Genomic DNA, 12,635 nt, shown 5'->3' on the forward strand with positions numbered 1-12,635 from the left:
CCTAGCTGGCTTTCCTCAAGAAAGCCAGACCCTTTCGTGGTTACGGGATGGCCGAGAACGCCTGGTCCAGGTCCGCGATCAGGTCCTCCACGTCCTCGATGCCGCAGGACAGCCGCAGCAGGTTGACCGGGACGGCCAGCTCGGTGCCCTTGACGGACGCGTGGGTCATCTCGGAGGGGTAGTTCATCAGCGACTCGATCCCGCCCAGGGATTCGGCGAGCGTGAACACGGACGTGGACTCCGCCACCTTCCGGGCCGCCGCCTCACCGCCCTTGAACTGCACCGAGACCATGCCGCCGAACTTCCGCATCTGCTTTTTGGCGAGCTCATGGCCGGGGTGGCTGGGCAGGCCCGGATACAGGACGGCCTCAACCTCCGGTCGTTCCAGCAGCCACTCCGCCACGGCCTGCCCGTTCTCGCTGTGCCGGTCCATGCGGACGCCCAGGGTCTTCAGTCCGCGGGTGGTCAGGAAGGCGTCCATGGGCCCGGACACGGCGCCCACGGCGAACTGGACGAAGCCGATCTTTTCCGCCAGTTCGGCGTCCTTCACCACGACGGCGCCGCCCACCACGTCGGAGTGGCCGCCGATGTACTTGGTGGTGGAGTGGACCACCACGTCCGCACCCAGGGCGAGCGGGGTCTGCAGGTAGGGGGACGCGAAGGTGTTGTCGACCACCAGGAGGGCCCCGGCGTCGTGCGCTATGTCCGCGAGCGCTGCGATGTCGGTGATCTTCATCAGCGGATTGGAGGGTGTCTCCACCCACAGGAAGCGGGTCTTATGGGAGGCCACGGCGTCGCGGACCATGTCCAGGTTGGCCATGTCCACGGGGGTGTTGCCAATTCCCCAGTCGCCGAGCACCCGGCTGATCAGCCGGTACGTGCCACCGTAGGCGTCATTGCCCAGCACGATGTGGTCCCCGGGGCGGGTCAGCGCGCGGATCAGGGCGTCCTCCGCGGCCAGGCCGGAGCTGAAGCTGTAGGCGGAGGTGCCCAGTTCCAGCGACGCGAGCTGTTCCTGCAGCGCGTCCCGGGTGGGGTTTCCGCCGCGCCCGTATTCGTAGCCGCTGCGCAGTCCCCCGATCCCGTCCTGGGCATAGGTGGAACTGAAGTGCAGCGGCGGCACCACGGCTCCGGTGCGGGGCTCGAAGTCCTGGCCGGCGTGGACGGCGCGGGTGTTGAAACCTTGGTTTTCAGGCAGGGACATGGTGCTCCTTTGCGGGTAACGCAGATCAGTTGCTGAGGTAGGCCAGCAGGTCGTGCCGGGTGAGGATGCCAACGGGCGCACCCACGAACGTGACCATCAGGGTGTCCGTGTCAGACAGCAGTTCCCTGGCGGCAGAGATGGTTTCCAGCGATCCGATGACGGGCAGCTTGGGTCCCATATGCTCGGAGATCTTGTCCGTCAGCTTGGCCTCGCCCCGGAACAGTTTGGCAGTCAGTGTGCGCTCGTCCACGGCGCCGAGGACCTCGCCCATGACCACGGGCGGTTCCTGGGACAGGACCGGGATGTGGCTGACGCCGAACTCGTTCATGATGTTGATGACGTCGCGGACAGACTCGTTGGGGTGGATGTGCACCAGGTCCGGCAGTTCGCCGTTCTTGGACTTGATGACCTCCCCCACGGAGGTTTCCTCGCCGCCGGAGAGGAAACCATAGGAGCGCATCCACTGGTCGTTGAAGATCTTGGCCAGGTAGCCGCGTCCTGAGTCTGGGAGGATGACCACGACGACGGCGCTTTCCGGCAGGTCCCGGGCCGCCTGCAGCGCGGCTACCACGGCCATCCCGGAGGAGCCGCCCACCAGCAGTCCCTCCTCCCGCGCCAGCCGGCGGGTCATGGCGAAGGAATCGGCGTCGCTGACGGCGATCACCTCGTCCGGGACCGACTTGTCGTAGTTGGCCGGCCACATGTCCTCGCCAACGCCCTCCACGAAGTAGGGGCGCCCGGTCCCGCCGGAGTAGACCGAGCCCGCGGGGTCCGCGCCGATGATCTTGACCACGCCGCCGTCGGACTCCGGCCGGTCCGCCGAAACCTCCTTGAGGTACCGCCCGGTGCCGGTGATGGTGCCGCCCGTGCCCGCGCCGATAACGCAGTGCGTTACCTTGCCGTCGGTATCGCGCCAGATCTCGGGGCCGGTGGTCTTGTAGTGGCTGCCCGGGGCGGCGGGATTGGAGAACTGGTCCGGCTTGTAGGCGCCCGGCGTCTCCCGGGTGATGCGGTCCGAGACGCCGTAGTAGCTTTGCGGGCTGTCCGGCGGAACGGAGGTGGGCGTGACCACCACTTCCGCGCCGTACGCCTGCAGCACCGCACGCTTGTCCTCGCCCACCTTGTCCGGGACCACGAAGATGCACTTGTAGCCCTTCTGCTGCGCCACCAGGGCCAGGCCCACGCCGGTGTTGCCGGAGGTGGGCTCCACAATGGTGCCGCCGGGCTTCAGCTTGCCCTCGCGCTCGGCGTCCTCGATCATCTGCGCGGCGATGCGGTCCTTGATGGATCCGCCCGGATTCAGGTACTCAAGTTTGACCAGGATGGTGGCCTTGAGGCCGTCGGTCACGTGGTTGAGTTTGATGAGCGGGGTATTGCCGATGAGGTCCAGGATGGACTGGGCGTACTTCATAGGTACTAAGCTACCGCTTCCTGCGCGCCCGCCCCGGTGCGGGATGCGAGGATAGGCCGGTGAAGCAGTTCGCATGGCTGAAAGCCGCCCGGAGCTACCTGCTGCCCGGCGGAACGCTGGCAGCAGGTATAGCCACCCTGGCACTCGGTGCGCTCCCCCTGCCCGCGTTCGGGGAGCTTTCTTCCCGGACCATTCCCATCCTGGCCTTCGTGCTGGCCATGTCCCTGGTCACCGAACTGGTGGACGAGGCAGGACTGTTCCGGGTGGTGACGGACAGGCTGGCGGCCTTGGGCCGTGGCCGGGTCTTCCAGCTGTGGCTGCTGGTGGTGGCGGTGGCCACGGTGTCCACCGTGTTCCTGTCCCTGGATACGACGGCGGTGCTGGTGACGCCCGTGGTGGTCCTGCTGGCCGTCCATGCCCGGATCCCGCCGCTGCCGTTTGCGCTGACCAGCATCTGGCTGGCCAATACCGCTTCACTGCTGCTTCCCGTTTCCAACCTCACCAACCTCCTGGCCCAGGACCGGCTGGGCCTGAGCCCCTGGCGTTTTGCGGGGCTGGTGTGGGCGCCCGCCCTGGTGGGCCTGCTGGTCCCCCTGGTCCTGTTGTGGCTGGCTTTCCGGCGGGACCTGCGCGGAACATACGGGCCGCAGCCTGCGCACCCCATCCGCGACCGCACCCTGTTGAAGGCTGCTGCCGTCACGCTCCTGGTCCTGTTGCCTGCGCTGGTGTCCGGAGTGCCGGTGCAGTATCCGGCACTGGCAGCCGCGGCCTTCCTCCTGGTGGTCTTCCTGCGCCGCCGGCCGTCCGTCCTGCGGTGGTCAATGGTGCCATGGCGGCCGCTGATGCTGACGGTGGGCCTGTTCATGCTCATGGAAGCGCTGCACGCGCACGGCCTGACCGCACTGCTGGCGGGTGTTGCCGGTTCCGGTGAGAGCCTGCCTGCGCTCCTGCAGCTGGCCGGGCTGGGTGCCGGTGCCGCCAACGCCGCCAACAACCTGCCCGCCTACCTGGCACTGGAACCGGTGGCGGGATCGCCGGCAAGGCTTGCGGCACTGCTCATCGGAGTGAACCTTGGGCCGCTGGTGACTCCGTGGGCGTCGCTGGCCACCCTGCTCTGGCATGAGCGGCTGCGGGTGCTGAACGTCCCCATCCGGTGGGGCGGGTTCGCCCTGGCGGGCCTGGTGGCCGTGGTGCTGACGGTGCCGCTGGCCGTCCTGGCGCTGTGGTTGGTTTCCGGCACGCCGTGAAACGGCCGGGCCGCCGTGAAACGGCAGCCCCGGACCGGCACCCGTGAAACGGCACCGTACAGCGAAGGCTGTCAGCCGCGCTGGGCGTCCCCTTCGGCCGGGAGATTCTCCCAGAGGCCCATCACGTTGCCCTCGGAATCCCTGAAGTAGGCCGTGTAGCCCATGCCGGGAATTTCGTTCTTCGGTACCACCACTGATCCACCCAGTTCCTCCACCCTCTTGAGGGTGGCATTGATGTCCGGGACGTCCACCGTGACCACCGGGTTGGTGATCTCCCCCTCCCTGGCCATCATGCCCCCGTTGATGGCACCGGCGGCCACTGGCTGGCCGTTGTCATCCATGTCCGCGGTGATGACCATGCTGTAGTCCATCCCTGGCACTGGTTCGATCCGCCAGCCCAAGGCTTCCCGGTAGAACTTACTGGCCCGGTCCTGGTCGTCCGCGGGGATTTCGAAATGCACCACTCCGCCCATCATGGCCCTCCTGCCGTGTCGGGTTGCGGCGCAGTCTGTTCCGCGCCACAGGGTGGATTCTAGGTTTTGCCCGGGCGGCGAATTAGGGCCGTTCTACCTTTGCTTCCGGCCGTTTTCCTCCCCCGGCTGGCTTATGGGCCGGCTGGTTGTCCCGCCGCTGTCAGTGGTCCGTGGGACGATTGAAGGCATGACGATCGCAGAGGCACCTCCCCGGGTGGCAGCCGCGGCGGACGTGTCCCTGCGGTGGTATCCGGAGGCTCCGTACAGCCTTTCCCGCACGCTTGCGCCTCTTCTGCGGGGCAACAGTGATCCTTCCTTCTGCGTTCAAGGCGACGTTATCTGGAATGCGTTTACGACGCCGGCCGGTCCGGCAACAATGCGGCTCGCCCCGGCAGGCGGCGAGGCAGCAGGCGCCCCCTTGGTGGACATCCAGGCCTGGGGTCCCGGTGCCGCGGCCGCCGTCAGGGCAGCGCCCCGGCTCCTGGGGGACGACGACGACTGGCGGGGTTTCGACGAACCCTCCTTCCATGCCACACTGCCCCACATGGTCCGGGAGGCCCGGCGGCGCAGCCTGGCGGTGCGGCTGCCGTCCAGCGGCCGCATGGTGGACCAGCTGGTGCCGATCATCCTGGAGCAGAAGGTGACGGTCATTGAGGCGCGGCGCGCCTACCGCTACCTGGTGCACCGGTACGGAACCCCGGCGCCCCGGGCCGGTACGTCCACCCCGGCCGGGCTGGTGGTGGCGCCAACGGCAGCGCAGTGGCTGCAGGTTCCCAGTTGGGAGTGGCACAGGGCCGGCGTGGGTCCCCAGCGCTCAGCCACCGTCATGCGCGCGCTGCGCTCCGCCGCCGCACTTGAACGGCTCGCCGCGCTGCCGGCCGCGGAGGCTGCCGGGAAGATGCAGGTCATTCCGGGCATCGGGGTATGGACCGCCGCCGAGGTTGTGCAGCGCACCCACGGCTGCCCGGATTCGATCTCCGTGGGCGACTACCACCTCGCCGCCTACGTGGGGGCGGCGCTCACCGGACGCAGGACGGACGACGCCGGGATGCTCCGGCTGCTGGAACCCTGGCGGGGGCACCGGCAGCGCGTGGTCCGGATGATCCAGAGCACCGGTTACCGCAAGCCCACTTTTGGCCCGCGGATGACCATCCAGGACCACCGGGGGCACTGAGGCTTGCCACGGCAGGTCAACGGGTGCTTGATCCGGACCGCGATGGGTAAGGCTACGGTGTGGCGTCCAGCCAGGCACGGCCGGACCACGATTGAGAGGAATCCATGAGCTCCGATCCTGGACGCACCAACTACGCCGGCGGGGAACCCCTGGACGTGGATCCAACCGGGCAAGACCCCGCGGTGGTGGACCCGGAGGCGCACGATCCTGACGGGGATGCCAAATTGAAGCTGCAACTGGCCATCTTCGACGTGACTCGCCGCGGGGCCACGGGCAAGAGCCTTGAGGAAATCCGGGAGATGCTGCTGACCGCGTTCACCGCGCGGGACGTTGCCCCACCACCGTTCACCTGGGTGGAGTCCGTGGCGTCGTCGGCGTTCTACGGTGAGCCCTACATCATCGACTACCCAACAGCCATCGCCGCCGACGATCTGGAGGCTGCCCCCGATGAGACGGTGCGGGAGCGGCTGGCCGCCCGACGGAAACTGCGCGAGACCCAACTGCCGCAGGGGATCCTTCCGGCTCCGTCCGAGTGGCACATTCCCGCCAACGAGGTCACCGGCGGCAGGACGCGACAGGCCACCATGGCCGGAAGGAACGGGGCAGCGGTCCTGGCCTTGGTCGCACTGGCGGCGGGCGCCGTCGTGGCCGTTGTGGCGCTACGGCTATCCCGCCGCCCAACCGGCCGCAGTAGCTAGCGGGCAGTTCTCCCCATGCCTCCGGCGGCGCGCCTCGCGTAAGCTTGAGCCTGGATATTTGGGGGAATAATGGCAGGCATTTATGGGGCGGACGTCGCCCAACTTCGCGCCCTGGGAAAGGCCCTTACCGCCTCTTCCGCGCGCTTGATGTCCACTGCCACGGCGCTGTCGAAGAACATGGGCGAGCCGGGCACCTGGAAAGGGGCCGACGCCGAGAGGTTCCGGAACGACTGGAATGGCACGCACAGCCTCCTGCTGGGCCGCGTCATTGAGGCCCTTGCGGACGCAGGGAAGGCAGCCGCACGGCACGCGGACGAGCAGGAACGCGCCAGCGGCGCCGGTGGCGCGTCAGGCCGGACCAGTACGGCCGGGGGCCCTCCCGGCAAGGCCGCCGGGGATGCGACGTCCGATTACCTGACCGGCGGGGAGCATTCTGTGGCGCGCCACCCCGACCGCGGCGAAGCGAACCTTGCCGCGCCCGAACTGGACAGGCTACAGGGCCTGGTCAGGGACGCTGCTTCGGGCGACAACTTCTTTGTGGGCAACGATTCGGACGTCAACAAGCTCCGCGACGCCTTGACCGGGCTCAAACCTGCCCAGCTGAACCAGTTGCTGGAGTCGTTAACCGATGATGAGCTCCGAAGCCTGGGCAGCGGCGCGGCGACCGACGGCAAGGGACTGTTCAACTGGGAGGGAACCACGCCTTTCGAACGTCAGCAACTGCTGGACCAGCTCCTGTCCAAGGCGTCAGCAGAGCAGGTGGGGCGCCTGAAGGACCTCATACCGTGGGCCCAGCCGGACGGGCAGGCCATGGGAGATGCAGCGAGGCCTGATGGCCCTGACGCCAGCAGCACGAACCGGTGGATGGAACCCAAGTGGCCGGTGATCGGACAACGCCCGGGCACTGACGACATCAGGCAGGGGCAGTACGGGGACTGCGTGGTTTTGGCCGCCGCCGGGGCCATGATCAATGCCGATTCGGGTTGGGCCCGCGAGCACGTAACGGACAACGGCAACGGCACGGTTTCCGTCCTGCTGTTCGACAAGAACGGAGAGGAGCAGTGGGTCACCGTCACCTCGGACCTGCCGGCAAACAGCAAGGGCGCACAGATGGGAGCCAAAGCAGGGTTTGGCGGCAACTGGCCTGCCTATGTCGAGAAAGCGCTGGCACAGGTTTACACCGAGGACGACAGAAACGACGGGACAGCGGAAGGGGCGCCCCCGGACCAGGCGTATCCGCCAGGCAACTACCGCGCCCTTGAAGGCAACTGGGGTCCCGACGCATTCCAGTTTTTGGCAGGACCGGACGTGGAACGCACCGACGACGCCGGGAAGCTGTGGGAGGCGGCCGGCCGGGGACGTCCGGCCTTGGTCACAACACTGGGTGAAACGCCGGAGGAGGCGCCCAACGGATACCGTGCCGGCCACGCCTATTTCGTTACCGGAGTTGACGAGCGGGGGAACATCATCCTTCAAAACCCATGGGGCCCCTCCGAGCCGCGCATGTACATCTCGCAGGACGAATTCACCAAGCTCTTCAGCGATGCCACGGTGGCGCGCTGATGCCGCGTCCAGCCCTGCGGCTTCGTGGCCGCATTCTCTCTTGCACGGTTTTGCCTCTGGCACTCTCTCTGAGCGGCTGCTCCCCCTCCGCAGAGCCGTCCCAACAGCACTCACCCCAAGCATCAAAGGAGCCAGCCATGACGTCAACGGCAAGCTGCACCAACACTGGAATTTACCGGATCATCCCGTCTGCAAATGGCTCTTTTCCGCTTCTGCCGGATTCCCCGCGGGGCTCGGATGCCACACCGCTCGTGCGACTGTCCAGCACACACCTGAAGAATGACCCGCCGACGGTGGACCTGTCGGTAGCCTTGTTCGAGGTCAGCAGCCCGGCATCGAAAGACTTTCCGGGGTTGGCACTCGGGCAGGAAGCCACATTTGACGGCTACACCATCCGGATCACCTCGATCTGCGAGGGCGAAGTCCGATTCGACCTGGTGCAGCAGCCCCGCTAGTCAGAGCCCCAGCCGGGCCACCGCTTCCTCGCGCATCTGGACCTTGCGGACCTTCCCTGAGACCGTCATGGGGAAACTCTCGCGCACCTCCACGTAGCGCGGGATCTTGTAGTGGGCCAGCCTCCCCCGGCAGTACTCGGCCACCGCTGCGGCGTCCAGCCCTTCCGCGCCCGGCTTGAGGATTATGCAGGCCATCAGCTCCTCCCCATATGTGGGATCAGGAACCCCAATCACCTGGACGTCCTGGATGGCAGGGTGCGTGTACAGGAACTCCTCGATTTCCCGGGGGTAGATGTTCTCCCCGCCCCGGATCACCATGTCCTTGATCCGGCCCTCCACCACCACGTACCCGTCGGCGTCCATCCGGGCGAGGTCGCCGGTGTGCATCCACCCGTCGGCGTCGATGGCTTCGGCCGTCTTGTCAGGCTGGTTCCAGTACCCGGCCATCACCGCATAGCCGCGGGTGCAGAGCTCACCGATCTGCCCGCGCTCCAGTTCCTCCCCCGTGGCAGGGTCAACGATCCGGCTCTCCAGTTGCGGCATGGTCCTGCCCACGGTCTCGGTGCGCTGCTGGAGGGTGTCCCCCTTGCGGGTCATCGTGGACACGGGCGAGGTCTCGGTCATGCCGTAGCAGATGGCCACATCCACCATGTTCATTTCGGAGATCACCCGGTTCATCACCTCGATGGGGCACAGCGAACCGGCCATCACCCCCGTGCGGAGCGTGGACAGGTCATAGGAGGCGAAGTCCGGCAGCGCGAGCTCGGCGATGAACATGGTGGGAACCCCGTAGAGGGATGTTCCGGCGAAGTCCTGCACTGCCTCAAGCGCGGCCGGCGGCGAGAAGCCGCGGCCAGGGATGATGGTGGCGGCGCCGTGGCTGAGCGCATTGAGGTTGCCGATCACCATCCCGAAGCAGTGGTAGAAGGGCACCGGGATGACCACCCGGTCATGGTCCGTGTAGCCCAGCAGCTCACCGATGGCGTAGCCGTTGTTCAGGATGTTGTGGTGCGTGAGCGTGGCGCCTTTGGGAAAGCCCGTGGTGCCGGACGTGTACTGCAGGTTGATGGGATCGTGCGGGTGGAGTTCGGCCATGCGGGCCTTCAGGGCAGCGTGACTCACGTCGTCCGCCCGCTTGAGCAGTTCGGCGTACGTCAGTTCGGCATCGCTTTGGGGGCTCCCGGCCGTCAGCCCCTCCAGGCCGTGGTCCGGCAGGAAGACCAGCTCCCGCAGGTCCGGGCAAGTCAGCAGGGCCTGCCGCGCCATGGCCACGTAGTCGCTGTTGTTGTCCGACGGCGCCGTGAACAGCATGCGCATGCCGTTCTGCTTGACCACGAATTCCAGTTCATGGCTGCGGTAGGCCGGGTTGACGTTGACCAGGATGGCGCCGGCCTTGGCGGTGGCGTACTGCAGCAGCGTCCATTCGGCGCAGTTGGGGCTCCAGATGCCCACCCGCTCCCCCTTGGCGATGCCCAGGGCGAGGAGCGCACGCGCCAGCCGGTCGACGTCGTCGTTCATCTTTGTGTAGCTCCAGCGGCGGGCATCGGCGCCCGGCACCGGTGCGGCCTCAATCAAGGCGTCATGGAGGGGGAACTGGGCGGCCACGCGCTCGAAGTTCGCGCCGATGGTTTCCTCCAGGAGCGGGACGTCAGTGTCCCCGGCTGTATAAGCACGCATGATGGCACGCTACCAACAGGATCCCTGCAGGAGAAGGAAGACAGGCGGGGAAACGGGCGCAACACAACGGGGCGCCACCTGCAGCCCCGGTATTGTGAAACGCATGAGTGCACCCATTGACCTGATAGCAACGTTCATTCCCAACGACGGCGAGTTCTTCCGCGTCAAGCTGGCCCTGGAAATCGCGATCGATGAGGTGGTGAACGAGCCAGGCTGCATCCGTTACGAGCTGACCGAAGCCACGGAGGAGAAGCTGGTCCTGACCGAACAGTGGGCGTCCGAGGAGGACCTGGACAAGCACTCCAAGGGCACCGCTGTGCAGGACCTGAACGAGTCGCTGAGCGCGTTGCTGGCCGAACCGGTCAAGCTGGAACGCGTCTGACGCAGCCTGAACGCAAAAATGCGGGACCTCCAGTGGGAGGTTCCCGCATTTTTTGTGCTGTCAGAGTCTTAGAAGTCGGGGATCTGGGTGCCGTCCTGCGTGCCGTCCCGGGGGCCGGCAGGCTGGCTGGCCGCCGCTGCCGCTTCTTCCCGCTGGCGGGCCACGTGGGCGTGGACCTCGTCCATGTCCAGTGCCTTCACCGCGTCCACCACCTGTTCCAGCTGCTGGGCGTTCAGGGCGCCGGGCTGCGAGAACACCAGCACCTTTTCACGGAAGGCCATCAGGGTGGGGATGGAGGTGATGCCTGCCTCCGCCGCCAGCTGCTGCTCTGCTTCGGTGTCCACTTTGGTGAACACGACGTCAGGGTGCTTCTCGGAAACTGCTGCGTAGGTGGGGCCGAACTGCTTGCAGGGGCCGCACCATTCTGCCCAGAAATCGACCAGGACAATGTCGTTGCCTTCGATCGTGGATGCGAACTGTTCACCTGTGATGTCGAGGGTAGCCATGTGTCCACGCTACGCGCCGGGGCCCCGGCTGTCGCCCGTGTTCGCTCCCCGCGTCATCGGGAATAGGGGAAGGACGACGCCGGCACGGGGGTTCAGCGGTTGGCATCCCACAGGTGCGGGGAAGGCGTGCGGCTGCCGGGCAGGGCGCTGGAGGCGCGCCACTCATGGATCCACTCGGGCAGCACCAGGTCCCCGGGCGGTGTCCCGAACTCCGCGATGATCTCCTCCTGGCTGACCGGGCCGGTCTTGGTGACCAGCCGGGTGGCGATGTAGGCACGTGCGTAAATCTCGCCGTCGGCCACCATGCGCTGCTCGAAGAAGATCGCCTTGGTGTCCAGCCCGATGATGCGGGTCTCGATGGCGTAGTCCTGCCACAGCTGCAGGGATTTGCGGAAGGAGATGGTTTCCGCCGACACCACCGGGCTCCAGCCGCGGCGGCGCATCCGCTTCCAGACGCCGCTGCGCACCATGAGGTCGAACCGGCCCAGGTCCATCAGGGACAGGTACATGCCGTTGTTGACGTGCATGGCGATGTCGATGTCCGTGGGCAGGACGCGCAATGGCAGGGATGCCGGTTCCCATACGGTGAGCGGCGGCCGCCGTTTCGACCGGAAAAGCAGAAGCAGTGTTCTCAGGAGCAGGTGCATGCCTCAATGTTACCCGCCGGTAACATCTTTTGGCCTGCTGTGCCGCGGTCCATCCCCTTAGGATTTTCTGCATGACGCAGCAACGCTACCGGGCCCTGGCGGAGTGGCCCCTGATGGCGACGGCACTGGTATTTCTCGGCGCATACGCCTGGCAGGTCATCGGCAGGGTCGAGGGCAGTGGGGCGGACTGGCTTGAGGCGGTCATGTGGGTGACCTGGTTCGTCTTCGTCCTGGACTACTCGGCAAACCTGTGGCTCTCGGCTGACCGGCGGCAGTGGTTCATCCGGAACCTGCACGAGCTGGTGATCGTGGCCTTGCCGTTCTTCCGGCCGCTGCGCCTGCTGCGCCTGGTCACATTGTTGTCCGTCCTGCACCGTACCGTGGGCGAAACGCTGCGCGGCCGCGTGGTCACGTATGTGGCGGGGTCCGCGGCGCTGCTGGTTTTTGTCGGTGCGCTGGCTGTGCTGGACGTCGAACAATGGGCGCCGGACGCCAAGATCACCACGTTCGGCGATGCCCTGTGGTGGGCCACCGCAACCATCACCACGGTGGGCTATGGGGACATGTACCCGGTGACGCCCATCGGCCGGCTGGTGGCCACGGCGCTGATGATGAGCGGCATCGCCGTGCTGGGTGTCGTGACGGCGTCCATTGCCTCCTGGCTCGTCCAGCGGGTTGAGGATACAGCGGAAACGGTGGCGGAGGCCGTGGAAGAGCCGCTGCGGGTTGAAGTGACGGAACTGGTGGCCGAGATTGCCTCATTGCGCCGGGAAATCGCCGAGCTGCGGGAACGCCGGACGCCGTAGAAGCGGGGATTGAGAGATTCCGTTTGGTGGTTGGCCTGCGCCCTCCAGGTCACGGCCGGTGGCAAGTATTGGGCTTCCGGATGCTGAGTAGCTTCGCTGCCGCGGGCGGGTACCGGCCCCGAAAACTCGGGTAATTCCTACTGGTGCCCCGGCCTTGGGGCGATTCCTAGACTCGGGATTCCTAGGACCAACACGCACTGGCAGGTCCCCCGGGTGGCTTCCGGACGTTCCTGCCTTCACGCGGAGTTCCGCATTTTCTGGGTATGCGGATGCCTCCACCCTGTGCCGCCTGCGGCTCCGGCAACTGCCGGGGCCGGCGGTGCAATGACTTCGCCATCCGTCCGGCGCACCGGTGTGCAGCAGCACAACCTGGCTGGACCGAACCCAGATGG

Annotated in this window: 13 protein-coding genes; 7 read left to right on the top strand and 6 right to left on the bottom strand. The window is 66.7% G+C overall.

Annotated features, from left to right (window positions below; all coding sequences use genetic code 11):
* Window positions 1-40: 40 nt before the first annotated feature.
* Together ACEN9K_RS16330 and ACEN9K_RS16335 are read right to left on the bottom strand one after the other, a co-directional pair.
* Entirely contained in the window at window positions 41-1,204 is a 1,164-nt protein-coding gene (locus ACEN9K_RS16330; RefSeq protein ID WP_018769059.1) for a cystathionine gamma-synthase, read from the bottom strand.
* 25 nt (window positions 1,205-1,229) lie between these two features.
* Window positions 1,230-2,615, bottom strand: coding sequence for a cystathionine beta-synthase (locus ACEN9K_RS16335; RefSeq protein WP_018769058.1), 1,386 nt, complete (start codon window positions 2,613-2,615; stop codon window positions 1,230-1,232).
* 59 nt (window positions 2,616-2,674) lie between these two features.
* Here ACEN9K_RS16335 and ACEN9K_RS16340 point away from each other — a divergent pair, with 59 nt between their 5' ends.
* Window positions 2,675-3,862, top strand: a complete 1,188-nt coding sequence (locus tag ACEN9K_RS16340; RefSeq protein ID WP_223992351.1) for an ArsB/NhaD family transporter — start codon at window positions 2,675-2,677, stop codon at window positions 3,860-3,862.
* A gap of 71 nt (window positions 3,863-3,933) precedes the next feature.
* Here ACEN9K_RS16340 and ACEN9K_RS16345 read toward each other — a convergent pair whose 3' ends face one another.
* Window positions 3,934-4,338, bottom strand: coding sequence for a VOC family protein (locus tag ACEN9K_RS16345; protein ID WP_018769056.1), 405 nt, complete (start codon window positions 4,336-4,338; stop codon window positions 3,934-3,936).
* A 184-nt stretch (window positions 4,339-4,522) separates the two neighbouring features.
* Between ACEN9K_RS16345 and ACEN9K_RS16350 the strand changes: the two genes are divergently transcribed.
* The 4 genes from ACEN9K_RS16350 to ACEN9K_RS16365 all read left to right on the top strand — a co-directional run bounded on the left by ACEN9K_RS16350 (window position 4,523) and on the right by ACEN9K_RS16365 (window position 8,225).
* Complete coding sequence (locus tag ACEN9K_RS16350; RefSeq protein WP_478223078.1) at window positions 4,523-5,509, top strand: DNA-3-methyladenine glycosylase family protein; 987 nt, start codon at window positions 4,523-4,525, stop codon at window positions 5,507-5,509.
* A gap of 104 nt (window positions 5,510-5,613) precedes the next feature.
* Window positions 5,614-6,207, top strand: coding sequence for a hypothetical protein (locus tag ACEN9K_RS16355; RefSeq protein ID WP_223992354.1), 594 nt, complete (start codon window positions 5,614-5,616; stop codon window positions 6,205-6,207).
* A 69-nt stretch (window positions 6,208-6,276) separates the two neighbouring features.
* A complete protein-coding gene (locus ACEN9K_RS16360; RefSeq protein WP_495634657.1) occupies window positions 6,277-7,770 on the top strand; it encodes a calpain family cysteine peptidase in 1,494 nt (497 codons plus the stop codon).
* A 137-nt stretch (window positions 7,771-7,907) separates the two neighbouring features.
* Window positions 7,908-8,225, top strand: coding sequence for a hypothetical protein (locus ACEN9K_RS16365; protein ID WP_018769052.1), 318 nt, complete (start codon window positions 7,908-7,910; stop codon window positions 8,223-8,225).
* Here the strand turns inward: ACEN9K_RS16365 and ACEN9K_RS16370 are convergent, their stop codons facing one another.
* Window positions 8,226-9,902, bottom strand: a complete 1,677-nt coding sequence (locus tag ACEN9K_RS16370; RefSeq protein ID WP_495634658.1) for an AMP-binding protein — start codon at window positions 9,900-9,902, stop codon at window positions 8,226-8,228.
* Between the two features lie 103 nt (window positions 9,903-10,005).
* Here ACEN9K_RS16370 and ACEN9K_RS16375 point away from each other — a divergent pair, with 103 nt between their 5' ends.
* The gene (locus ACEN9K_RS16375; RefSeq protein ID WP_018769050.1) at window positions 10,006-10,284 is read left to right on the top strand and encodes a putative quinol monooxygenase; all 279 of its coding nucleotides are present in this window, start codon (window positions 10,006-10,008) and stop codon (window positions 10,282-10,284) included.
* Window positions 10,285-10,352: 68 nt separating this feature from the next.
* Here ACEN9K_RS16375 and trxA read toward each other — a convergent pair whose 3' ends face one another.
* Complete coding sequence (gene trxA / locus ACEN9K_RS16380) at window positions 10,353-10,790, bottom strand: thioredoxin (RefSeq protein WP_018769049.1); 438 nt, start codon at window positions 10,788-10,790, stop codon at window positions 10,353-10,355.
* A gap of 92 nt (window positions 10,791-10,882) precedes the next feature.
* Window positions 10,883-11,437 carry an acyl-CoA thioesterase gene (locus tag ACEN9K_RS16385; protein ID WP_056393057.1) on the bottom strand — a complete coding sequence of 185 codons (555 nt, stop codon included), beginning with the start codon at window positions 11,435-11,437 and terminating at the stop codon, window positions 10,883-10,885.
* A gap of 71 nt (window positions 11,438-11,508) precedes the next feature.
* Between ACEN9K_RS16385 and ACEN9K_RS16390 the strand changes: the two genes are divergently transcribed.
* Window positions 11,509-12,243, top strand: coding sequence for an ion channel (locus ACEN9K_RS16390; RefSeq protein ID WP_018769047.1), 735 nt, complete (start codon window positions 11,509-11,511; stop codon window positions 12,241-12,243).
* The last annotated feature ends 392 nt before the right edge of the window (window positions 12,244-12,635 follow it).

Source organism: Pseudarthrobacter sp. Pseusp20 (assembly GCF_059492155.1).